The 22,767-nt window shown below is 42.0% G+C and carries 22 protein-coding genes; 13 read left to right on the top strand and 9 right to left on the bottom strand.

Features of this window, described 5'->3' with window-relative positions; translation table 11 throughout:
* Nucleotides 1-57 precede the first annotated feature (57 nt).
* The 6 genes from QR42_RS15065 to QR42_RS15040 all read left to right on the top strand — a co-directional run bounded on the left by QR42_RS15065 (nucleotide 58) and on the right by QR42_RS15040 (nucleotide 7,841).
* Nucleotides 58-1,509, top strand: a complete 1,452-nt coding sequence (locus QR42_RS15065) for a tagaturonate reductase (protein WP_039181359.1) — start codon at nucleotides 58-60, stop codon at nucleotides 1,507-1,509.
* Complete coding sequence (locus tag QR42_RS15060; protein ID WP_039181356.1) at nucleotides 1,506-2,999, top strand: UxaA family hydrolase; 1,494 nt, start codon at nucleotides 1,506-1,508, stop codon at nucleotides 2,997-2,999. Before QR42_RS15065 ends, QR42_RS15060 begins: the two co-directional genes overlap by 4 nt.
* Nucleotides 3,000-3,019: 20 nt before the next feature.
* Entirely contained in the window at nucleotides 3,020-4,411 is a 1,392-nt protein-coding gene (locus QR42_RS15055; RefSeq protein ID WP_039181353.1) for a glycoside hydrolase family 28 protein, read from the top strand.
* A gap of 172 nt (nucleotides 4,412-4,583) precedes the next feature.
* Nucleotides 4,584-5,534 carry an ABC transporter substrate-binding protein gene (locus tag QR42_RS15050; protein WP_039181350.1) on the top strand — a complete coding sequence of 317 codons (951 nt, stop codon included), beginning with the start codon at nucleotides 4,584-4,586 and terminating at the stop codon, nucleotides 5,532-5,534.
* A complete protein-coding gene (locus QR42_RS15045) occupies nucleotides 5,500-6,558 on the top strand; it encodes a FecCD family ABC transporter permease (protein WP_052196533.1) in 1,059 nt (352 codons plus the stop codon). Before QR42_RS15050 ends, QR42_RS15045 begins: the two co-directional genes overlap by 35 nt.
* Nucleotides 6,555-7,841, top strand: a complete 1,287-nt coding sequence (locus tag QR42_RS15040) for a heme ABC transporter ATP-binding protein (protein WP_039181347.1) — start codon at nucleotides 6,555-6,557, stop codon at nucleotides 7,839-7,841. Before QR42_RS15045 ends, QR42_RS15040 begins: the two co-directional genes overlap by 4 nt.
* Before the next feature lie 151 nt (nucleotides 7,842-7,992).
* Here QR42_RS15040 and QR42_RS15035 read toward each other — a convergent pair whose 3' ends face one another.
* Nucleotides 7,993-8,307 carry a putative quinol monooxygenase gene (locus QR42_RS15035; protein WP_039181343.1) on the bottom strand — a complete coding sequence of 105 codons (315 nt, stop codon included), beginning with the start codon at nucleotides 8,305-8,307 and terminating at the stop codon, nucleotides 7,993-7,995.
* Nucleotides 8,308-8,535: 228 nt separating this feature from the next.
* On the opposite strand from QR42_RS15035, the gene QR42_RS15030 reads away from it, so the two are divergent.
* Nucleotides 8,536-9,105, top strand: a complete 570-nt coding sequence (locus tag QR42_RS15030; RefSeq protein WP_039181340.1) for a cob(I)yrinic acid a,c-diamide adenosyltransferase — start codon at nucleotides 8,536-8,538, stop codon at nucleotides 9,103-9,105.
* Between the two features lie 90 nt (nucleotides 9,106-9,195).
* On the opposite strand, the gene QR42_RS15025 is transcribed toward QR42_RS15030, so the two are convergent.
* From QR42_RS15025 to QR42_RS15010, 4 genes are all read right to left on the bottom strand, one after another.
* The gene (locus QR42_RS15025) at nucleotides 9,196-10,245 is read right to left on the bottom strand and encodes an NAD(P)/FAD-dependent oxidoreductase (RefSeq protein ID WP_039181337.1); all 1,050 of its coding nucleotides are present in this window, start codon (nucleotides 10,243-10,245) and stop codon (nucleotides 9,196-9,198) included.
* 82 nt (nucleotides 10,246-10,327) lie between these two features.
* Nucleotides 10,328-11,314, bottom strand: a complete 987-nt coding sequence (locus QR42_RS15020; protein ID WP_039181335.1) for an ABC transporter substrate-binding protein — start codon at nucleotides 11,312-11,314, stop codon at nucleotides 10,328-10,330.
* A gap of 41 nt (nucleotides 11,315-11,355) precedes the next feature.
* Nucleotides 11,356-12,660, bottom strand: a complete 1,305-nt coding sequence (locus QR42_RS15015) for an NtaA/DmoA family FMN-dependent monooxygenase (RefSeq protein WP_144246072.1) — start codon at nucleotides 12,658-12,660, stop codon at nucleotides 11,356-11,358.
* 275 nt (nucleotides 12,661-12,935) lie between these two features.
* Nucleotides 12,936-13,730 (bottom strand): AraC family transcriptional regulator, encoded by a 795-nt coding sequence (locus QR42_RS15010; RefSeq protein WP_039183310.1) that lies wholly within the window; start codon nucleotides 13,728-13,730, stop codon nucleotides 12,936-12,938.
* A gap of 426 nt (nucleotides 13,731-14,156) precedes the next feature.
* Here QR42_RS15010 and QR42_RS15005 point away from each other — a divergent pair, with 426 nt between their 5' ends.
* The 6 genes from QR42_RS15005 (at nucleotide 14,157) to QR42_RS14980 (ending at nucleotide 18,695) form a co-directional block, all read left to right on the top strand.
* Entirely contained in the window at nucleotides 14,157-14,549 is a 393-nt protein-coding gene (locus QR42_RS15005) for a hypothetical protein (RefSeq protein WP_039181331.1), read from the top strand.
* Nucleotides 14,550-14,564: 15 nt separating this feature from the next.
* Entirely contained in the window at nucleotides 14,565-15,233 is a 669-nt protein-coding gene (gene liaH, locus QR42_RS15000) for a stress responsive protein LiaH (protein WP_039181328.1), read from the top strand.
* Nucleotides 15,234-15,337: 104 nt separating this feature from the next.
* On the top strand, nucleotides 15,338-16,207 hold the full coding sequence (liaG, locus tag QR42_RS14995) for a LiaG family protein (protein WP_039181325.1): 870 nt from the start codon (nucleotides 15,338-15,340) through the stop codon (nucleotides 16,205-16,207).
* 3 nt (nucleotides 16,208-16,210) lie between these two features.
* Nucleotides 16,211-17,002: a cell wall-active antibiotics response protein LiaF gene (gene liaF, locus QR42_RS14990; RefSeq protein WP_185847158.1), complete on the top strand. Its 792-nt coding sequence runs from the start codon at nucleotides 16,211-16,213 to the stop codon at nucleotides 17,000-17,002.
* Nucleotides 16,999-18,063, top strand: coding sequence for a two-component system sensor histidine kinase LiaS (liaS, locus tag QR42_RS14985; protein ID WP_039181324.1), 1,065 nt, complete (start codon nucleotides 16,999-17,001; stop codon nucleotides 18,061-18,063). Before liaF ends, liaS begins: the two co-directional genes overlap by 4 nt.
* Entirely contained in the window at nucleotides 18,060-18,695 is a 636-nt protein-coding gene (locus QR42_RS14980; protein ID WP_024426015.1) for a two-component system response regulator LiaR, read from the top strand. The genes liaS and QR42_RS14980 overlap by 4 nt, the downstream gene beginning before the upstream one ends.
* A gap of 42 nt (nucleotides 18,696-18,737) precedes the next feature.
* Here the strand turns inward: QR42_RS14980 and QR42_RS14975 are convergent, their stop codons facing one another.
* The 4 genes from QR42_RS14975 to QR42_RS14960 are packed head-to-tail and all read right to left on the bottom strand — an operon-like array spanning nucleotide 18,738 to nucleotide 22,767.
* A complete protein-coding gene (locus QR42_RS14975) occupies nucleotides 18,738-19,106 on the bottom strand; it encodes a hypothetical protein (protein WP_039181321.1) in 369 nt (122 codons plus the stop codon).
* A gap of 37 nt (nucleotides 19,107-19,143) precedes the next feature.
* Nucleotides 19,144-20,265, bottom strand: coding sequence for a Ger(x)C family spore germination protein (locus QR42_RS14970; protein WP_039181318.1), 1,122 nt, complete (start codon nucleotides 20,263-20,265; stop codon nucleotides 19,144-19,146).
* Nucleotides 20,262-21,356, bottom strand: coding sequence for a GerAB/ArcD/ProY family transporter (locus QR42_RS14965; protein ID WP_039181316.1), 1,095 nt, complete (start codon nucleotides 21,354-21,356; stop codon nucleotides 20,262-20,264). The genes QR42_RS14970 and QR42_RS14965 overlap by 4 nt, the downstream gene beginning before the upstream one ends.
* Nucleotides 21,343-22,767 (bottom strand): spore germination protein, encoded by a 1,425-nt coding sequence (locus QR42_RS14960; protein WP_039181313.1) that lies wholly within the window; start codon nucleotides 22,765-22,767, stop codon nucleotides 21,343-21,345. Before QR42_RS14960 ends, QR42_RS14965 begins: the two co-directional genes overlap by 14 nt.

Below are 22,767 nucleotides of genomic sequence, written 5' to 3'. Positions count from 1 at the left end.
CAGCACCTTTTCAGAAAAATGTTCACGTGTGCATATTACTTGGAGAGGGGAATCCATTTGAAACGATTATCAAAAGCCATTTACCCGGCACCTGAGTATCCGGAAACGATTTTGCAGATTGGTGAAGGAAATTTTATGCGAGGATTTATCAATTGGCACATCCAGAAGCTGAACGACTGCACAGATTTTAAAGGAAGAGCGGTTGTTGTCCCTCCTCGAAAAGGATCAGTGGCAGCCTTAAATGAACAAGATGGCTTGTACACATTATGTATTCAGGGATATCATGACCGGCAAGAAATGAATGAACGTATAATCATCCAATCGATTAGCAGAGGAATTAGTACGTATACGGATTACGAGGAGTTTTTACACGTAGCGGAAAACCCGGATCTCCGCTTTGTCTTCTCAAACACGACGGAGGCAGGACTTGTGTTCAAAAAGGAGGATCGTTTGGAGGATCGGCCACAAGCCAGTTTTCCAGGAAAGCTGACAGCGTTCTTGTATCACCGGTTTAAAGCTTTTGCTGGAGATGAGCGGAAAGGTCTGATCATTCTGCCTTGTGAATTGGTTGAACAAAATGGTGATCGATTGAAAGAATATGTGATCAGTATGGCAACTGAGTGGGAATTGCCGCCTGCGTTTATGACATGGATAAAAGAGGCCAACACGTTTTGTAATACGCTTGTGGACCGGATTGTCCCTGGATTCTCTAAGGAAGCGGCTGAAATCGTAGAAAAGGAAGAAGGGTATATTGACGAATTGCTTGTCACGGCAGAATATTATCATCTTTTTGTCATTGAAGCACCTGCCTTCGTACAAAAGGAGCTCCCCTTTCAAGAAGCAGGGTTAAATGTTCTTTTTGTAGAGGATATTGCGCCTTATCGTATGAGCAAGGTACGAATTTTAAATGGTGCACATACAGCGATGGTGCCGATTGCTTACTCATGCGGTATAGAAACTGTAAAAGAAGCTGTGGATGATGAGCATGTTGGTCCGTTCATCCGGCGTATGCTGGAGGAGGAAGTACTTCCAGGACTTGAACTTCCTCAAGATGAGCTTCTTCTTTATACACAATCCGTTTGGGATCGTTTTTGCAATCCATTTGTAAAGCATCAATTGCTGGATATTGCACTGAATGGGGTATCCAAATTCCGAACCCGTAATCTTCCGTCATTGCTTGATTATGTCGAGCAAAAGAAACAGCTGCCAATGAAACTTGTGTTTTCACTTAGCAGTCTCATTTATTTCTACAGAGCATATGCAGGAAGGGTAAAGGATGATGAAACTGTGCTCACGCTCATGAAGGACGCATGGGAAAACCGTTCCAATGAAGCGGTTGCAGCGAGTATCCTTTCATACGAATCATTATGGGGCAGAGATTTAACCGATGTAAAAGGATTGAGTCAAGCTGTAGCTGATCAGCTTACCCTCATACAGAAGTACGGGATGAGAGCGGCTGTTCACCGAATGATGCGTCATCAATATGAAAATCAGGGGGAGAAGGCATGAAAGACTTTATTGTCATCCACCCTTCAGATAATGTCGGTATTGCTTTAAAAGGATTGGAACAAGGGGAAGAGCTGCAGCATCAAGGACATACGATTATCTTAAAAGAGACCGTTGGCAAAGGTCATAAGTTTGCATTGGCTGATATCAAGCAAAGAGAGAATATTATCAAATATGGCTATCCCATTGGTCATGCAGTGACTGCCATTTCTGCTGGGGAATGGGTGCATACGCATAATATTAAAACCAATTTATCTGGCAAGCTAGAATACGAATACCAGCCTTCATTATCAGAAAACCCCTATAAAAAAACGAATCTTACATTTAAAGGATTTAAACGAAAAAATGGTGAAAGCGGAATCCGCAATGAGCTTTGGATTGTTCCCACCGTTGGATGCGTGAATGGCATCGCCGATCAAATGATCCAAATATTCACCGCTGAAATGGGTGGAAACATCCATCCTTTTGAAACAGCCCTCGTATTAAAGCACAATTATGGATGCTCACAGCTTGGGGACGATCATGAAAATACGAAAACCATTTTACAAAATGCGGTGAAGCACCCTAACGCTGGAGGAGTACTTGTTCTTGGACTTGGGTGTGAAAACAATGACATTGAGGATTTTCAGTCCACATTAGGTGAATATGACCGTACGAGAGTGAAATTTTTAAGAAGCCAAGAAGTAGGAGATGAGATTGAGACGGGAGTCGCTTTACTCAAGGAAATTTATGATGCGGCGAAAGAAGATCATCGTGAAGATATTCCGTTATCTGAGCTGAAAATTGGCTTGAAGTGTGGAGGATCAGATGGATTTTCCGGTATTACTGCAAATCCGCTTTTAGGCAGACTGTCCGATTTTATTGTCGCGCAAGGTGGAACGACGGTGCTGACAGAAGTGCCCGAAATGTTTGGTGCTGAAACGATTTTAATGGAGAGAGCAGCATCAGAAGCGACTTTCGACAATATTGTGCAAATGATCAATGACTTTAAACAATACTTCTTGGATCATCGACAGCCGGTATATGAAAATCCTTCCCCGGGAAATAAAGCTGGTGGAATTTCGACATTAGAGGATAAGTCTCTCGGCTGTACACAAAAAGCAGGCACTTCTGATATTAAAGATGTATTGAAATATGGGGAGCTGCTGAAACAAAAGGGATTGAACTTATTAAGTGCACCTGGTAATGATTTGGTTGCTTCATCTGCTCTTGCTGCTTCCGGTTGTCAAATGGTGCTTTTTACAACAGGCAGGGGGACACCATTTGGTACGTTTGTGCCAACAATGAAGATCTCGACCAACACAGCTTTATATGAAACAAAAAAGCACTGGATTGACTTTAATGCCGGAGAACTGCTTGAAGATGTACCGAAAGATGTTGTGTTAGAAAAATTCATTTCAACGGTTATTGATGTGGCGAGTGGGAAGCTGTTAAATCATGAAAAAAACAATTTTAGAGAGCTGGCTATTTTCAAAACAGGTGTCACACTTTAAGGCGACTGGGGGATGAGAAAGTGTCTAAAAAACGGAATTTGATGTATATCACAGCAGGAACGGTACTAACTGGAGTCGGAATTGCTCGTTTAGCAAAGCAAGGGAAGAAAGATAAAAAAGCAAACGGGATCGATCAAGTGTTAAAGCAGATAAAAGCGCCGCATTTCCCAGATCGTGAATTGAATGTGGTTCATTATGGAGCAGATGCGGAAGGGAAAGAGTTATCTACAAATGCCATTCAGTCTGCCATCGATGAAGCACATCGGTTGAAAGGAGGAAGGGTGCTGATCCCAAGAGGGACGTTTGTGACAGGTGCTTTAGAATTGAAAAGCAATGTAGAACTTCATCTGCAGGAGAAAGCCTATGTGACATTCAGTCAAGACCCAAAGGATTATCTGCCTCTTGTACTGACAAGATATGAGGGGATTGAGCTTTATAATTATTCACCTCTCATTTATGCACACCATGCAGAAAATATCGCTATTACTGGAGCCGGAACGCTTGATGGCAGAGGGGATGAGCATCATTGGTGGCCTTGGAAGTATGGGACAAATGGCCAGCCCTCTCAAGATCAGGATCGTCAGCTCTTGTTTGAAATGGCGGAAAAGAGAATACCGGTAGAAGAAAGGGTATTTGGAGAAGGCCATTATTTAAGATCGAGCTTTATTCAGCCATACCAATGTCAGCAAGTTCTAATCGAAGGAGTGACAGTGAAGGATTCACCAATGTGGCAAATTCATCCTGTATTAAGTAGTCACGTCATCGTCCGCGGCGTTAAAATCATTGGGCATGGACCAAACACAGATGGTGTCAATCCGGAGTCTTGCCGGAATGTGCTCATTGAAGATTGTTACTTTGATAACGGAGATGATTGTATTGCCATCAAATCGGGCAGAAACGAGGATGGACGGAGAATAGGGGTTCCATCTGAAAACATCGTCATTCGTAGAAATGAGATGAGGGATGGACACGGCGGTGTGACGATCGGGAGCGAGATTTCTGGCGGGGTAAAGTTTGTTTATGCAGAAGATAACGTAATGGACAGTCCGAACCTTGATCGGGCACTGCGTATTAAAACCAACTCTGTCAGAGGCGGTACGATTGAACATATTTATTTTAAAAACAATACAGTCAAAAGTCTAGAGCATGAAGTGATCTGTATCGACATGATGTATGAGGAAGGAGATGCTGGTCCGCATCGTCCTGTTGTACGTCATATTGAAGTAGAAGGACTCAAAAGCAACGGCGGACGATATGGTGTGAAAATAGCCGCATACGCACATTCTCCTGTTACTCATTTTAAAATGAAAGATTGTGTCATAGATGAAGTGGCGTATCCCTTATCTTTAGAGCATGCAGTTTCTCCTGCTTTTCAGAAAGTCGTTATCAATGGAGAACCAATCAATCAATAGAAGAGTGAAAAACAGTCTTTTTAGAGGCTGTTTTTTTGTTTTATGAACAGAAAAGACGCTTTTAGAAATCACATATACAACCTATCTGCACTGTAGTATAATATTCCCGAAATTAGAAAAGAATTGACGAAAGAGATTTCGTTAAGCAGTACATAAACCAGGGGGTTCACTCATGAAAAAGTTAACAGCTATTTGGCTATCGTTATTGCTTGTGATGGGTGTTTTAGCAGGATGTGCAGGCGCTGAGACAGATCATAAAGCAACAGGGTCACAAAATAAAGAAACGGCCACTGCGGCATTTCCAGTATCGATTAAAGATGCAGCTGGAAAAACGGTCGAAATCAAAGAACAGCCTAAACGAATTGTTTCGTTAATTCCAAGTAATACAGAAGTTGCCTATGCACTCGGCCTTGGAGATAAAATGGTTGGACGATCAGACTTTGATAATTATCCAAAGGAAGTCGAAAAGGTAGAGAAGATTGGCGGACTTGAATTCAATGTCGAGAAGGTCATTTCATTAAAGCCAGATCTTGTGTTAGCACATGCATCTCAAATGGGATCAAAAGAAGGATTTAAACAGCTTGAAGATGCAGGGATAAAAGTTCTGACTGTAAATGATGCAACCTCCTTTAAGGATGTGTACAAATCAATCGATATGATCGGTGAAGCAGCTGGCGTGAAAGAAGCATCAACAAAACTTGTAGACGAGATGAAAACAAAATTGAATGACATCAAGAAACAAGCAGAGACGATTTCAAAAGACAAACAAAAAACTGTCTTTGTCGAAGTGTCAGGTGCGCCTGAAATCTATACAACTGGTAAAAATACATTTATGGATGAAATGCTTTCTGTTATCCATGCCAAAAATGCTGCTGGCGATCAAACTGGCTGGGTGCAAATGACAGAAGAATCGATCATCAAACGAAATCCTGATGTCATCGTGACAATTGATGGTTCCAGCTTAGCTGATTTGAAAAAAAGAGACGGCTGGAATGCAATGAAAGCAGTGAAAGAAAAACAAGTCTTTCAATTGAATACGGATCTCGCATCAAGACCGGGACCGCGATTGGTTGAAGGAGTCGAGGCTCTTGCGAAAAGCGTCTATCCTGACACGTTCAAATAAATTGATCATCGCATATACACTAAGTGCTTTACTTCTTGTGATGAGCATTGGAATGGGAATCTCCTTTGGAAGCTTAGGGATTCCCATTCCTTCTATTCTTCGTATATTTGTTCATGAACTATTCGGAGTACAGTTTGGAACCATTGATTCCATCGATCGCAATATTATGATGAACATTCGGCTGCCAAGAGTCATATTAGCGGCATTAGTCGGAGCAGCACTGGCGTTATCTGGTGCAGCTTTTCAAGGTTTATTAAAAAATCCTCTCGCTGACCCTTATACGCTGGGGGTATCTCAAGGGGCATCAGTTGGAGCTGTAGCGACTCTGTTTTTTAGCTTGCAGCTCCCGCTTGTTGGCAGTTTCACATTGCCATTATTCAGTATGACAACGGCGCTTGTGACCCTGTGTCTCGTTCTCTTTTTTGCGCGTCTTGTTCATCGGGGGATGAGCATTTCTTCTTTAATTTTAACAGGAGTGATTTTTAGCTCTTTTTTGGGTGCGCTCATTTCATTGATGATTGCTTTAACAGGTGATGATCTAAAAGAGATCATTCATTGGCTGCTTGGCAGTGTGTCCATGAGAGGCTGGCGTTATATTGCGCTTTTTCTTCCTTTCTTTCTTATTGGGACCTTTACGTTAATGTTGATGGGGCGAGATTTGAATGTCATGACATATGGCGAGGAGAAGGCAAAGCTATTAGGTGTCCATGTGAAAAGGAGCAAATATATTGTGCTCCTGGCAGGCTCGATTCTGACCGGAAGTGCAGTAGCGGTATCAGGGACGATCGGTTTTGTAGGACTTGTGATTCCGCATTTTATCCGCCTCTTAACTATCACGGATCATCGGCATCTGCTGCCTTTGTCTATGTTGAACGGTGCTTCCTTTCTCGTATTAGCAGATGTGTTATCCCGTACCATCATTGAGCCGACTGAATTACCGATTGGCATCATTACTGCGTTAATTGGTGCACCTGTATTTGGCATCATCCTCATTCGTCAATATAGAGGGGGGACGCACGTATGATTCAAGTGAAGGAAATCAGAGGTGGCTATGGAGAGAAAGAGATCATTCGTGGCATTAGCCTTGAAGTAAAGCAAGGAGAATTTCTCGGTATACTCGGCCCAAACGGGAGCGGGAAGACGACCCTGCTTAAAATGATGGCAGGAATTTTAGCCCCTGAGAGCGGTGAAGTGCGCCTCGGCGGTCACCTTGTTCAATCCTATCAGCCAAAGGCGCTTGCGCAAAAGATGGCAGTTCTGCCGCAGAAAACGGACCAAGCTTTTTCATTTACGGTGGAAGAAACCGTCCAATTCGGCCGTTATCCATATCAAAAAGGGTGGCTGCAATCTGCTACGCAAGAAGATGTGCAGGTTGTCAGAAAAGTAATGGAACAAACGGGTGTAGCGCAGTTTAAGGATCAACCCATCCATGAGTTAAGTGGCGGTGAACAGCAGCGTGTGTATTTGGCACAGGCATTGGCGCAGCAGCCTGAATATTTATTGCTGGATGAACCAACCAGCTTCCTTGACTTAGCCTATCAAAAAGATTTGCTTGATTTAATTAAAGAAGAAACGACTTCCTCTAGGTTAACGGTCATTGGCGTATTCCATGATGTGAACATTGCTAGTTTATATTGTGATCGGCTGCTGCTGCTTCATGAAGGAAAGACTGACATGTTAGGACTGCCGCATCACGTTTTGACCACCGAACGAATCAACCGTGTGTATGAAACAAATGTGACACCGCTCCAGCATCCAATTAGGGCAAACCCTCAGCTGATGGTTGAACCTTCCGCCCCTTCTAAAACATCAATTGTAAACATAGCGGATGGCTGGAGGACATATGGCTCAGAAGGAATGACATTTTCCATTAATCAGCCTCTTCGCATCCTTACCTCACATAAGGAAAACGGCGGGTTCTTTTGGAAAAGGTCGATTGGAACGGGAACGAAGACGCTTCATCATCAGTTAGAGCCAACTGAAGATATGCTGTTTTTCGAGCAAGCTAAAGGATTAGCGAAATACGCTGCAGAAGACGCCGAAGACGATATGATCCTTTACAGCATGCTTCAGCAGGAAAAGTTGAACATTTGGCTTATCCTGAAACGATCTTTATCAGACGGCGCAGCTGTTCAGCTTATAGGTCAGCTTATGCACATCATAAAGCAAGAAACAAGCATTCCAATCCATCATCTTTGTATTGCTGCACCCAATACGCAGGAAACGGAAGATGTTGACCTTCTACACGAAAGATTAGGACAAAAGGTGTATGGGCTTCTTCATAAGTTGAAAGTCATTCAAAAGTGAACGTACAGTTATATTTAGGTTAGTTGAGTAAAACAGTTGATATTGTAATGACTACACATATCTAAAATGTGTAGTCATTACAATTGTTCTTAAGAAAAAAAGCTGCCACAATGACAACCAGTTCTAATTTTATATCTAAGACGGTTGAATTCTAATTAGATGAAATGCCCTTTCCGCCTTGTGTTATTAAAGTATTGATTCTATCAATACCAGTAATAATTGGTTTCGCACGACTTATTAATGTTTGGGTAGCTTCATGACCTAGAGATGCTTGATGGGCATCTTCGTTTGCCCACACTTCATAAACATAAACAGAATTTGGTTCATTCTCGGAAATATTCACAAGATATATTTCACATTCATCCAAATTCTTCATTGATTCTGCTGCTTCTAACAGAATATCAACCATTTTTTCTTTTTCGCCTTCTTGTACCATAAACTTGTTAAATAAACTAAATTTACTCATACCATCCTCCTTCATTTTGTCTTAATCACATTTTAGACACTATAAACTATATCTTCAATCATTATTTTATAAGGAAATAAAAGGGGTGGTTGGCCTTCATAATGGACAAATGGTTCACTTTTCTGTTTCATTAATGACATTCATTCACCATGTTTTAGTAAAACAACTACATCCTATTTAGTTCGGGTTATACTAAAAGGACAAAGCAGTAGAAAAGGGGGAATACCGTTGAAACTTTATACGAAAACCGGGGATCAGGGACAAACAGGCTTGATCGGAGGAAGAGCCGATAAAGATGACGTGAGAGTTGAAGCTTACGGCACATTAGATGAGGCGAATAGCTTCATTGGACTTGCGCATGCAAATTTACGGCAGCATGGCGAATTGTTTCAGGACCTTTTGTCAGAGCTGATCGTTATACAGCATGAGCTGTTTGACTGCGGCGGTGATTTGGCAGCAGTGAAACCACCTAAAGAGGGCAAATTAACAGAAGCCTCTGTGGCAGTCCTTGAGGAAAGAATGGATGTCTATGTAGAAGAAGCTGCGCCGCTCACCAAGTTTATTTTACCGGGCGGTCAGGAAGGTGCTGCTCTTTTACATGTGGCGCGGACAGTCGTTAGAAGAGCAGAGCGGCATATTGTGACGCTTGCGAAACAGGAGGAGATTCCAACCGTTGCGCTCACATATGTAAACCGTCTATCCGATTATTTATTTGCTGCTGCCCGAATCGTGAATTATCGGCTTGGTGAAGCTGATGTTGAATATGAACGAAGTGCCGACGTGTTTCGTTCTAAATAAGGAAAGCACTCTTCGAATGAGAAGAGTGCTAAACGTCTTCGTTCTGTAAGCACAGAAGGGATTCCAAGTCTTGCTTGTGCAATGAACACTTTATTTCGTATACAAATGCTTCATCAGCTCTTTGTTTTTTTGAATAAATATGTCATTGTGCGAAGAAACCATTCCACGAGCGCTTGCATCAGGCATTACGTATTGCTTCGCTTGGTTTACCGCATTCGCAGCATCCTGGAAAGCCCCAGCAATCAAATGTAATTTTCCTTCATGATGCAAAATATCGCCTGCTGCATAAATGCCCCGGACTGACGTCTCACTCAGTGGAGTTCCTGCAATCCAGTAATCCTTCTGCTCTAGTTTAATGGTACTATTCGCAAGTAATTCTTTGTCTCGTTCGTATCCATGATTGATAATGACTTCATCTATGGCTAGCTTAAATAAAGTATCGTCCTGATTATTTTTGAGGACAACCGTTTCAATCCGTTCATGATCGTCTGCTGCGATGAGCTTTTCAATCGAGGTATGAAGCAGACATTGGACAGAGCTGTTATTAAGTCTTGATATTTCGGCTTCATGTCCTTTTAAAGCATCTTTCCGGTAGGTTAAATACACTTGCTTGGCAATCGGCTCCAGCTCATTCGCCCAGTCAATGGCTGAATTACCACCTCCTGAGATCAACACGGTTTTATCTTTAAAACGTGCAAGGGATTTGACCGTATAATGCAAATTTTGAACCTCAAATCGTTCTGCACCCTCAATATCCAATTTAATCGGCTTGAGGATACCTCCTCCAACAGCTAAAATGACGGTTTTGGAGTAATGTTTTTGATTGGACGCGGTGTGGAGAACAAAGTGACCTGTTTCGTCTTGAGAAATAGAGGTCACCTTTTCTCCGAGTACGACCTTTGGATCAAAGGTCAGTCCTTGAGTAACAATTTGTTCAATCAGCTGCGAGCCTGGAACTGGCGTTAATCCTCCTATATCCCAGATCATCTTTTCTGGATAAACATGCACCTTTCCTCCAAGGAAAGGCTGGAATTCAATCAGTTTCGTTTTCATTTCACGCAATCCACTATAAAAGGCGGAAAACAATCCAGCAGGTCCGCCGCCAATAATGGTTACATCATATACTTCCATATCCTGCATCGTACAATTCGCCCCACTTCTTTTGCTTCATATATTTTTAAAAATGACCATAGTCATGATTTCATAGCTGATTCATGCAGTCTCATTTATTTTCTAATTGCTGCTGCAAGGCTTCTAAAAACTGGATGCGGCTATAAGCAGGTCCTCCTTCAAGGAGTGGATGTACCACATTGATATAAACCTGATCCTTTTTAAAGGCCGTCATGTTTCGAATAACAGGATTCTTTTTCATGTCATCAAATGCCTGCCTTGCCTCTTGATTTTCATCCGTAGAAAATTGTACAAATAGATAATCCGGATTCATTTCTCCTAGCTGCTCGACAGAGATTGCTTCTTGTGTCTTTGCCAAACTAATCGGCTGAGGAACGGCGAGACCCAATTCGTTATACAAGACAGGATTGAAATACACATCTTCTGGATATACGAAGGCTTGTGCTCCCCGAATGCGAATGATGGCTACTTTTTTATCCTTGAGCTTTTCCTTTAACGAAGCTTTTGCGTCTTTGACATCTGTTTTGTATTGAGTGAGGATTTTCTCTGCTTTCGTTTGTTTTCCTGTTAATTCGGCCATTAGCTCTAAATTAGCCTCCCAATTTGTCGCGATATGGGAGATTGGAATGGTCGGCGCAATTTTCTCTAACTTGTTAAGTACGACTTGTTGAAATTTAGAGGAGCCTAAAATAACGTCAGGTTTCAAACTTAATATTTTCTCAAAATTTGGCTGCTGTTTTTCACCGATTGATTCGGAATCGCTTGTGATTGAAGCAAATATTTTCGGAAACTTTCCTCCTACTGATATTGCCCCTGCCGGATGAACATCAAGTACAACGGCATCTTCCATCGCTTCCATTGCCCCAGTAATGACGATTTTTTCGGCTTTTTTCGGGATGGTATACTTTTTCCCAAGATACTCTATTGTTTTCGTAGCAGCATCACCTGAATTTTCAATTCCGGCATTTTTGCTTCCGGAGGCAGTAGTTGATTGCTTAGGCTTGTCTCCTCCGCCGCATGCCGCCATGATCAGCATCAATAAGGAAATGAAGCCGATGATCATTAATTTCTTATTCATCTTTTCAAAACTCCTCTCAAACTGTCTATTGTAGTCGTGCTTTATTTCATCCCCAGATGCTCACGTAAGGTGGATCCTATATATTCACTTCTAAATAAGCCATGTTGGACGAGTAAGGGGACCAATTCGTCAAAAAATAATTCTAGTGATTGTACTGAGCCCGGAAGAGCAATGAAACCGTCTAAAGCGCCTGCTTCAAACCATCTGGTTATTTCTCTCTGTGCATCCTCAGCTGTTCCCACGATGACCCAGTGTGCCGATCCAATGACCTCTGGTCTGGAGAGTAGTTCTCTTACGGTAGGCTGCGTTTGTACAATCAACCTGCGCAGCAAATCAGCATGAGTCTGACTGCGTACCTGCTCATCCAATCCTTGCAGCATATCGGCAGGAACGGGTTGATCTAAGGGAAGGTGACGAATATCGAGACCTAGAATCGATTGTATCGCTGCATAACCTTGTGCAGTGCTTAAATGGGAATGAGCCTCTCGATACATTTCATGCGCCTCATCACGTGTTTTTCCTATAAAAAAGTACAAGCCAGGCAGCACACGGATCTCATCCGGCTGGCGGCCATGCTTGCATGCTCTTCTCCTCATGTCTTTCCGTAATTCAATGCCTGAGGCCATATCAGGGGTTGCTGCAAACATCGCATCTGCAGTTGAAGCGGCAAAATCCCGCCCCGTTTCCGAAGCACCTGCCTGAAACAAAGGAATGGTTCCTGACGGATGAGCTGGCACATTAAGCGGCCCCTTAATTTGAAAGAAATGCCCTTCATGTTGAATAGAATAAATTCTCTCCTTGTCAGCAAACTGTCCTGTCGCTCGATTGATGAGCAGCGCCTCATTTGGATAGCTCTCCCAAAGCTTGCGTACAACATCCGTAAATTCCATCGCCTTCTTATATCGTTCTTCTGAGGTTGGCATGGGTGAATGGCTAAAATTATCGGCTCCGTCGATCGAAGTGACAATATTCCAGCCGGCACGTCCATTGCTGATCGAGTGCAAGGACTGAAGCTGTCTCGCCACTACATAGGGAGGATTGAACGTAGTCGAGGCAGTTGAAACAAGTCCGATTCGATCCGTCTCATGAGCAATCGAAGCAAGCAGAACCGTTGGATCAAGACCGCCAAAGCCAGGGGAGTGATCCAATGACTCTATGTGGAGTGTCAGTGCATCCGGCTTAAAAAGAAAGTCAAGCTTGGCCATCTCTGCTCTCTTTGCAAGCTCAACGTAAAAGTTGGTTGAAAATAAGTGTTCTACCATGCTGCTCGGATGCTGCCAGCCTTTTCCCTTCAACCAGGTCGCTGACAAGGACATTCCGATACAAAGCTGCCTTTTTTTGTTCACATCATCTGCCTCCCTGTCGTTGCTGATTATTAGTCAGTAATAATCGATATTGATAATCATTATCATTTAATAGTATAGCAAGGACCTCGTGAAATGCGAATACACAAATAGCGAATATCATATGCATTATTATCTAATCTGGACTGACAGAAGAGCGATGATCTTGATCGACTTCAATTTATGAGGCAGTTAGGCTGGTTATTTCATAGAGAGCTGTGGAATTCCTTTAAGGAATGAGGCTGGCGTCTATCGTTTTGAGAAGAAATACGACAGATTTATTTAGCGATATATGCGCTAGGCGGCACTCCGAATTTCTTTTTAAATAGTCTGCTAAAATATAGCGGATTGGGATAGCCGACAGTCATAGCAACGTCACGAATCGAAATATTGCCTGCCTTTAGTATTTCAAGCGCTCTTTCCATACGATACTGGATGACATAGTCAATTGGGTGAAGTCCGGTATATTTATGGAAAAAGTATGAGAAGCTTTTAGGATTCATATCGAACAGTTCAGCGAGATCCTGAAGTGTTAATGGAATCATATATTGTCCTCTAATATAAGCGATGGCTTCCTCAATGACCCTTTCATGAGGAGAGCTCTCTTCCTGCTTACAGCCCATTAGTATTTGATATAGGATGCGTAAAAATAATTCTTTGACTCGAAGTTTCCCCATTCCGCCAGGTGTATGGACATTCTGATGGAGCATGGTGAGTAATTCAATGATTCTCGGATTTGCTCCCGTTTCCAGCTTGAAAACAGTGTCACAGTCAGATTCTTTATCACAATTCAAATGATAGAAAAGTGAATGGTACTCGTATTCTGATTGACTGATCACCTGCAGGGCAAGCTGGCATCCTGGTGTTACATGGATGACGGACCCTGGCTGCAAATCGTAGCTCTTTCCATTAACATTCAGCCTAGCTTCCCCGCGAATACTGAAAAGAAAGCAAGCACTTTCTGTCTTAAACTCCCTTAATGTACTATGGGGCTGGATGACTAAACGATAGATTTCTTTTATGTGAAAAGGATGACTAGCAAATAGATCAGCTAGTTGATCTCTATTTATCAATATACGACACCTGCCTCTTACTTGATTTAGATACAACTTATTCTGTGATTCTACCATACGTTTAACAACACTCTTCTTTTCGAAGAGTGTTTCAGTGTGTAGGCAAACCCTCGCATTCGTTGTCAGGTCTGCGTTCCGGTGCTCACGAATGTTTAATTCGCTCCGCTCCGGTACTCGTCCTTCCTAGGGCTGCAAAGGTTTTCTATCACGCTGAAGAAGACAAAGGGCTAAAATAAAGATCATTTTAGCCCTTTGTCAACAATCTGCAACACTCTTCTTTTCGAAGAGTGCTTTTTGTTTGATTCAACCGTTCAGTCTGAGCATTGTTACGACTCTAGTCGCAATCAAAGATCAATCTGTAACACGTTTTGCCGGCTTTCTTTTTTGACTATAGTTAAAGCAAGGAGCAAGAAAGGAGGCATGAAGATGAAAATAACAAGTAAAACCATTATCGGTTCAATTTTATTGTTTGTCGGTTTATCCATCTTCTTTGGTGGTTCATTAGGTGGACTGATTCCGGTTTTGATTGGGGCATGGCTCATCTATGTAGGTGTTAAAAAATATGAAAAAGGCAGTAAAACCTCAGGGATCATTCTAGCAGTCATTGGTGTACTGATCGTCGTGCAATTCCTGCCGTTTTTACTCGGCATCGCATTTGCAGGGGTACTTCTTTATTTTGGCTGGTCGATGATTAATGGTGAATCTACCAAAAAATCATCAAGCAGAGCCTATATGGAGCCAAACACGGCACCCAATACGGAAGAACCGATTCACACGTCATTTGATCAAGAATGGGAAGACTTTTTAAAGAAAAAATAAAAGGAGGAACATCAAATGGTATTAAGAAGAGTAAGAGATATGTTTGTTGCAACTGTCAATGAAGGGTTAGATAAATTGGAGAATCCGCGTGTCATGCTGAATCAATACGTTCGTGATATGGAGGATGATGTTGCGAAAGCGAAACATGCCATCATCAAACAGCAAACGATTCAGCAAGGCTTCCTGCGAAAAGCAGAAGAGACGGAAGCATTTGCTGAAAAGCGAAAGAAACAGGCAGAGATGGCATATCATGCGGGAGAAGAGGAGCTTGCACGAAAAGCGCTCACAGAAATGAAGTATTTTGAAGAAAAGCACAACGAATATCAGGAAGCGTACCAGCAGTCTGTGAAACAATTGAAAGAGCTGAAAGAGCAATTACAGCACTTAGAAACGAAGCTGCGTGATATAAAAGACAAGAAACAGGTACTGATTGCAAGAGCCAATGCCGCACAGGCAAAGCAGCATATGAACGATTCCATCAATAAAGTAGACAGTGAAAGTGCATATAAAGAATTTCTTCGAATGGAGAACCGTATTGAAGAAATGGAAACAAAAGCAGGCAGCTATGCACAATTTGCGGATCAAGGGGCATATGCTCATTTAGACTATGCCGATGAGGTTGAAAAAGAATGGCAGAAACTGAAGCTTGAGAAAAAGCCTGAACAGCAGCAAGCAAACGTATAGAGATCACATCGGAAGAAAAGCAGGCTTTTTCTTCCGATATTTGATTTCTTTCTGTTTCGCTTTTCCTTATAATGAAAAGGTCAGAAGATAAAGGGATGGTATGAATGAAGCGATTAATCGGTCTAATTTGTATACTTGTAGGTATCTTTTTAATGATTGGCATGCTTTTCAAAAATGAAGGTCTCTTTCATTTAAGTTTTTCCCGTGAAAAACCAGTGACAACAGCTTCAGCAAAAACAGAGGAGATTGATCAATTAGATATTTCTCTTTCTGGGTTTCGCGTGAAGGTAAAACCTGAAAATCGTTCCGATATTTCCGTGACTGCTGTCAATGGAAAAGGGAAAATGTATGCGGAGCAAACAGGTGGTACCTTCAAAATTCGTGCTGAAAATAAAAGCTTCTTGTTTTTCACTCAATTTGAAAAAGGAGAGCTTTTAGTTAAAATTCCAACAGATTATCATAAAAATGTGAAGATTACAGGTGGAAGTGGCGTCAGTGAGATTGACGGAGGAGGAAAGCTGTCCCTTCAAGATGTGATACTCAAATCAACGAGTGGAAACCTCACAGCCGAGAATTTTTCAGCAAAAAATGTAGAAATCAAAGCAACCTCTGGCAGGATGGCAGTGTCGCATATCGATGCGAAGGATAGTGATATTGGGGCAACTTCAGGGCGTGCCGATATTAATGATGTAAAAGGCAAACTGCAATTGGGCATGACAAGCGGCCGAATGACGGCAAGTTTTGATACAATTGAGTCACCTGTCTCCTTTCAGATGACATCAGGGAGCGCGAAATTTAATTTGCCAGACGACGGAGATTTCAACGTTCAGGTGAAAAAAACAAGTGGAAGCGTCGATCACTCGTATGATTTTGATCAAGTGGAGAATGAAGGTCGAGGCTTTAAAGGTACGCGGGGAAAAGGGACACATTTAGTCGATATTGAAATGACAAGTGGTAACCTCAAGCTGCGTTAATGAATGAAAGAAAGGAAGGAGGCGAGTCAACTGCGTTTTACAAGGAATCAAATATTAGGCATCATTGTGGTGATTTTTGGTATTAATTTATTTCTCAAAATTATTGGGATCGGAGCAGATCTGTTTTGGCCTGTGTTTTTTGCGCTGGCGGGTTATTGGCTGCACTCACGATCCAAACGTTGGCTCGGTTCAGTTTCCTATATTTTTGCCGGCTTTCTCTTCTTAAAATTTCTGCTCAATATTACATTTAGTTTAACAGGGTACTTATTTGCGGCTTTTTTGATTTATGCGGGCTATCGTTTATTGAAAAATAAACCTGTTTTTGATGTCGATAAAAAGGAAACATCAGACGATGGGAAGCCTTCACTGAAAGTCAATCTTGAAAAAGAGGGCGATCAGAAGAAAACAAAAAGCCAGACAAAGCCGCGCAAAGAGCATGACTTTTTTATCGGTGAAGTCAGGCTGATGAAAAAGCCTTTTCAACTAAGTGATTTGACGATTTCAGGTTTTATTGGCGATGTTAAAATCGATTTATCAAAGGCGATCATTGCAGAAGAAGAGAGCACAATCGTGATTAGCGGACTGATCGGCGATGTGGATATTTACGTACCGCAGGATATTGAAGTATGTGTGAGTGCTTCAGCCGCGATTGGTGATATGAAAATCATAGATGAAAAAAGAAGCGGCTTCGGCAGTAAAGTGTATGTGATGACCAACGATTATGATGAGAGCAAACGAAAAGTGAAAATCTCCATCTCTCTACTGATCGGAGATGTGGATGTGAGATACTTATGAGGAAATTGCATTTAGGTATCCAGTGGCAATCTGTTCGTCTTGGAGTCGGCGTCTCGCTCGGTGTTGTAACGATGACGACACTGCTGATGTTTTTTTATTATCAGCTTGATCCAATGATCCTGCTTTCTACCCGCTGGTTTGGCATACCGTTTTTTTGTATTTTACTCATCGTTAGTCTTGCGATTGGGATTTCTGCCGCGAGTGTATTTGGCTATCAGCATAAGAAGAGGCTCGACCAGCTTGTAGAGTCGATTTTGAAGTTCGAAAATGGAAACTTTGCATACAGACTGCCGTCGCTTGGCGATGATGAAATTGGCTTAGCCGCCGATCAATTAAACGAAATGGCGAAGCGGGTGGAAGGGCAAGTAGCCTCTTTGCAAAAGCTTTCGAATGAACGGGCTGAATGGCAGGCTCAAATGAAGAAATCGGTTGTCTCAGAAGAGCGTCAGCGGCTGGCACGAGAGCTCCATGATGCGGTCAGCCAGCAGTTATTTGCGATTTCGATGATGACCTCAGCTATTCTTGAAGGCATGAAGGAAAAGGACGAAAAGATTTTAAAACAAATGCAGCTTGTCGAACGAATGTCTGGCGATGCACAAAATGAGATGCGTGCTCTTCTGCTTCATTTGAGACCGATCACTCTAGAAGGAAAAGACCTGAAAAAAGGCTTAATTGAGCTGCTAAATGAATTTCAAGCAAAGCAGCCGATTGATATTGATTGGGAAATCGAAGATGATGTTCCGTTATCTAAAGGAGTAGAGGACCACCTCTTCCGAATTGTGCAAGAAGCACTGTCGAATGTGTTTAGGCATGCAAAGGCGACAAAAGTGACAGTGCGTCTGCTCATAAGAAACCGTCAAGTGCAGCTAAAGATTATTGATAATGGTATTGGCTTTCAAACAGACCATGTGAAGACGGCCTCCTACGGACTGGAATCGATTCGAGAAAGAACAAGTGAGGTAGGCGGTGTCGCAGAGATTATGTCATTTGAGGGAAAAGGCACACAAATTGATGTGAAGGTTCCCATTTTTGATGAAGGAAAAGGAGAGAACGTTCGATGATTCGAGTGCTTTTAATCGACGATCACGAAATGGTGAGAATGGGGCTTGCGGCCTTTTTAGAGGCGCAGGCTGATATTGAAGTCATTGGTGAAGCGTCAGATGGACAAAAAGGTGTAGAGCTAGCCGTTGAATTAAGGCCAGATGTGATTTTAATGGATCTTGTCATGGAAGGGATGGATGGCATCGAAGCAACGAAAAGAATTTGTCAGGAAATTGAAGATGCCAAGATCATTGTTCTGACGAGCTTTATTGACGATGATAAAGTCTATCCAGTGATTGAGGCGGGTGCTTTAAGCTATTTATTAAAAACATCCAAGGCAGGAGAAATTGCGGATGCCATCAGATCTGCAAGCATCGGCGAACCAAGACTTGAATCGAAAGTGGCAGGAAAGGTCATGAATAAACTCCGTCATTCATCAAATGGGTCTATCCTTCACGATTCATTAACAGCAAGAGAAATGGAGATCTTGAAGCTGATTGCGGATGGGAAATCGAATAAGGTCATTGCCGAGGAATTATTTATTACAATTAAAACGGTGAAGACCCATATTACCAACATTCTTTCCAAACTTGATGTGGAAGATCGAACGCAAGCGGCTGTGTATGCCCACCGCCATAAGCTGATTCAATAAAAAAACAGCTTTCAAGTGAAAGCTGCTAGAACATGCGTAAAATTAGTCCTTCTGTCCTGTGATCGGACGTTCGGATAGTTGATGGAGCTCAGGAACTGGAAAAGCCTCCTGCTCCTTGGCCGATTTTTCTTCCAGGGTTTTCTTCATTTCGGATAAAAGCTTTACGCTCTCCTTTGCTGCTGCCGCTTTTTTTTCCTGCAAATCAATGATCTGTGAAAGTCCGACGAATAATCCGCCTCCCAACAGAAGGAGCGCAGGGGTTTGTCCATAATAAACCACGATCAAAAATGTGCTTGAAAAGCTGTCGGCTTCAATGAAGAAATCTTCTTTTGATTGCATGAATACAACGATTAACAGAAGTATCCCTAGAATCAAAAATAGAATGCCGGCCGAAAGTAAAGCTCGTTTCATGATTGACACCCTTTTTTTCTTACCATTTTAACATACTCTATAAAGATTGTGTTGCGCCCTTAGTCCCGAAGTCACGGATTTTCACATTTGCCTTGTAACGAATGTCCGATTCACTAAAAATCTCATCCCAATGCTTCGCTTCTTTTCGAAAGTCCTTCGGATACGCAATACTCGCTTTTTGAGAAAACCCGCAAATATCTGCTTTGATCTCATGCTGTAATTCCCCAATGAAATCTTTTACAGTTTTCTTTAATTGACGCTCCACTGCACCCTCAATCTCTTGAAGATACTTCTCATTAAATGCATTCTCACGCTCATTCCAATCCTCAGATAATCTTCCATCAAGTTCTACGGATACATCAAATTGATATCTTCCGCTGGCTGTTTTCTTCGTTTCAATGTTGTGTTTCAGTTTAAATATTTCATAAGAATAGATGCTGTGGTCATATTCAAATTCAATGACTCCGCCTTTTCCTTCCCCTGTCAACAGGTTGTATGACTGCACGGCTAACGGAGAGATGTCGGTGAGAAATCGTTTGTTTTTAATAATAGAGGCACCGTCGAGTATTAATTTCCCTTGATCCACACTGACTTTCGGAACAGCAAAAGATACGTTGTTTTGCATAGCAGTAGAAATATCTCCTAATGAAACAGGCTTTAACATACGGATGGTCGATTTTGTATTCCCCGAAATATCATATAATGTAGAAGAAGCAGGCTGCCCATCATCATTGATTTTCAGCAAGTCTCCAGGCTTTTCAGCGGTCATAAAGACAAGGCTTCCTCTCCGCGTTTCATTGTCGCGAATAAATTGATTGATGACGAGGTCGAAATTATTTTCATTGATAAGCTCCTCAGAAAATAAATACACCCTCAGCTGCTGGGCGAAAATCCGATGGCTTTTGAGAGTCGTTGTTCGGAATATTTGATGCACGGAATCACCGCTAGTTTCAATAATCTTTGTTGGGTCTTTTACGCTGGATTCCTGTTCAATTTTTTGAGGAACAAGGACTTGCATAGATATTTTCAGCTTATGACCGTTATCTCCTTTATCTAAGCCATAACCAATCGCCATGTTGAGCTCCTCAATATTGGTACTATCCCAGCATCCACTTAATAGAACAAGGGCGAGTAATGCAAAGACCTTCTTCTTTTTCATGCTGTTTTCCGCCTCCTTTTCAAAAACACGATGATAAATAAGAGAAACGGGAGGATACCGAATAAAAGGAAAAATAAATGGTTTACATACGTTAAATAATTGCGCACTGTATCAACATCCTTTGGGAAAATGGCGGCAAAGTAGATGACAATTCCCATCAGCGCGAGCACGATCTTTTTAGGGAATTTTGTGAGTTTTGATAACCCCATTGCAGCAAAAAACGTATATCCTACAAAGCTCGTATAAAGTTGAACAAGCCAAACGATGAGCAAAAAGGATTCGATTCGCTCAATAAAGATTCCTTGTATATCAAACGATTGAAATAAGGCAATCGTCGGCCAAGTCAAAGTCGCTGTTTCTTTCACCGTGAACGCACCAACGACAAGAATATAGGTGAAAATATAGATGATCGCAGGAATCAAAAAGCCGACTGCGCCATAAGCAAAGGTGTGTTTTTGCGTTTTCATATAGACAGGCATAAACAATATCATTTCAATGCCGACAAACGAAATGGCTGATGCGTTAAGGGATTTGAAGACAGGGGAGAATCCCTCTCCTAAAACAGGCCGGAGGTTATCTAACTTAAATTCTTGAACACTGAGTCCGTATGCAACAAATAAGATAATCAAGGTGACAATGAGGAAAAAGGGGCACAGTCTGGCAAAATCACCAATCCCACCGACTACGAGATAAAGGCCAACCAAAATAAAGCTGATCATTGTCACTGCTACAGGTGTGTTTTGAAGCAAAAAAAACTTCACCATTTCCGACATCGCTCGTACTTCATAGCTGGCAACGCCAAGAAAATAAATAATAATCAATATGTTAGCAAGAGCGCCAATGTACTTTCCAAGACCCTCATTTGTATAATCATAGTAAGAGGAGAAGGGGACTTTTTTCATCATAAGGACATTCGCAAAAATAAATACAATGTAAATGGCACTCATGAGCAAGAGCGCAATCCAGCCGTCAGGTGTAGCTGCAGCTTGAGCCATTGCTCTTGGCAGAATCATCATACTTGCACCTAATGTTGTATTGGCAATAATGGCACTTGCCTGATAGCTGGTGATCGACTCTTTATGATTGACCATATCGTTCTCCTTTCTTTTGATTTTTCAAAGGCAATCGAATGATGGAATTGTCTTCATTTTTATAGCTGAACACAAAATCTGGTGAAAAATAAGGCGTACCAAAACTTTTTTGCCGTGTTAAATGAGTAAGGAGAACGAGCATGAACAGCACAATCCCATATAAACCCAAAGTAGCTGCCGTAAACATAGACACAAAGCGGAGCACGCGGAACGACATGCCCATCCCGTATTGAGGAACAGTAAAGGACGCAAGGGCAATCACACTGACGATAATCACCATGATTGAGCTCACAATATGAGCCTGAACGGCCGCCTGTCCGATGACAACTCCACCTACAAGTCCAATCGTTTGACCGAGCGGATTTGGCAGCCTTAAACCCGCTTCCCGCAGCAGCTCAATCGTTATTTCCATAATGAGTGCCTCCACAATAGGAGGAAATGGGACATTTTCTCTTGTACTTGAGATCGAAATAGCCAGTGTTGTTGGTAACAGTCCTTGATGGAAGGACACAAGCGCAATATAAATAGCTGATAAAAATAATGTCAGAAAGATAGAGGTAAACCGCAGCATCCGAATGAGAGAGGCGGCGATCCACCTTTCATAATAATCATCAGGTGATTGCATAATCGTCGCGAGAGAAGCAGGTACAATTAACACAAAAGGAGAATGATCAACAAAAATGGCGACACGTCCATTATTTAAAGCAGACGCCACTTTATCCGGTCGTTCTGTGTTTTGGATTTGCGGAAAAGGAGAGTACACATTGTCTTCAATCAGTTCCTCAAGAACCCCAGAGTCTTGTATATCATCAATGGTGACTTGCTTGAGTCGTTTTTTCACTTCTTTTAAAACAGACGATTGAGCCATGCCATCTATGTACATGATGGTCACTTGGGTGTACTTCTTTTGTCCAATCTTCATATCAACCGTTTTGAGATCGGGGTTTTTCAAGCGCTGTCTTACAAGAGCTAAGTTCGTATCTAAATCTTCAATAAAGCCAATTTTCGGTCCTCTCACAACTGTTTCAGAGGTAGCATCCCCTATACTGCGTTTCTTCGTTCCATGCGTTTCTAAAATGTACGCATGCTGAAAACCGTTAATCAGTACCACGCAATGCCCATCAAAAATCGCAGCGACCAATTCCTCAGAAGTCTTCACCGAACGGGTGGTCATCATCGATAAATTGGATTCCAGCTTCTCTTTTGTGAGAGACGTATGATCTTGGAGAAGCAGCTTTAAAAAGGTTTGAATCTCCATCGTTTCGTTCATTTCTTTTATGTATAAATAGTAAACAACCTGTCCGTGAGGCAGCGTTTTTTTCTCATGAACCAAGTCGTCCATTTCTTTTAATTGTGGAAGGATGACGGAGAGGTTATCGTATAAGTGCTCTTTTAATGGAGTTTGATTCAT

This window comes from Bacillus sp. WP8 (assembly GCF_000800825.1).
Lineage (GTDB): Bacteria > Bacillota > Bacilli > Bacillales > Bacillaceae > Bacillus > Bacillus safensis.
This window is presented reverse-complemented; position numbering and strand designations above follow the sequence as displayed.